The sequence below is a fragment of the Stenotrophomonas sp. TWI273 genome (genome assembly GCF_039674765.1).
GTDB lineage: Bacteria > Pseudomonadota > Gammaproteobacteria > Xanthomonadales > Xanthomonadaceae > Stenotrophomonas.
Map to the genome: position 1 here is coordinate 1 of NZ_JBDJOA010000044.1, position 877 is coordinate 877.

An 877-nucleotide genomic window follows, 5' to 3' on the forward strand; every position below is an offset into this window, starting at 1 on the left:
GAGGCGATCAAGCGCTTGAAGCCGGTCGACTGCACGACCAACCCCACCCTGGTGAAGAAAGCGCTGGACCTGCCGGTATACGCCGATCTCATCGAGAGCGCGCTGGCCTGGGGCCGCGAGCAGGCGGGCGAGCGCGAGGCGGTTGTCCACGCGGTGGCCGATCGCCTGACCGTGGGCGTGGGCACCCTGCTCAGCACCCTGGTGCCGGGCCGGGTTTCCACCGAGGTCGATGCCGACCAGGCGCACGACACCGCGGCCACGGTGGCCAAGGCGCGCCAGTTCATCGCCATGTACGACGCGGCCGGCGTGCCGCGCAGCAAGGTGCTGATCAAGATCGCGGCAACCTGGGAAGGCGTGGAAGCGGCACGTCAGCTGCAGGCCGAAGGGATCGACTGCAATCTGACGCTGATCTTCAATCCCACCCAGGCGCTGGCCTGCAGCGAGGCCGGGGCGTTCCTGATTTCGCCGTTCGTGGGCCGCATCCTGGATTGGTACGTGGCCAACGGCCAGGCGCCGGCCAGCATCGATGAAGACCCGGGCGTGGTGTTCGTGCGCGGCGTGTATGCCGAGTTCAAGCGCCGTGGTTCGCCGACGGTGGTGATGGGTGCGTCGTTCCGTTCGACGGCGCAGATCGAGGCGCTGGCCGGCTGCGATCGCCTGACGATTTCGCCGGACCTGCTGGAGGCGCTGGACGCCGATCATGGCGAGCTGCCGCGCAAGCTGGTGGCCGGTGCGGCCGAGTCGGTGCAGGTGACGCCGATCGATGCGGCGCGCTTTGCGGCGGATCTGGCGGCCGACCCGATGGCGACGGAGAAGCTGGCCAGCGGCATCGATGCGTTCGCCAAGGATCTGGAGGCGTTGCGGCAGACGATCCGCG

At 69.0% G+C, this 877-nt stretch carries 1 protein-coding gene; it reads left to right on the plus strand.

Going from position 1 to position 877, the window contains the following annotated elements:
• The coding region (locus ABE571_RS18805) for a transaldolase (RefSeq protein ID WP_346494386.1) at positions 1 to 877 on the plus strand (877 nt) is incomplete at both ends.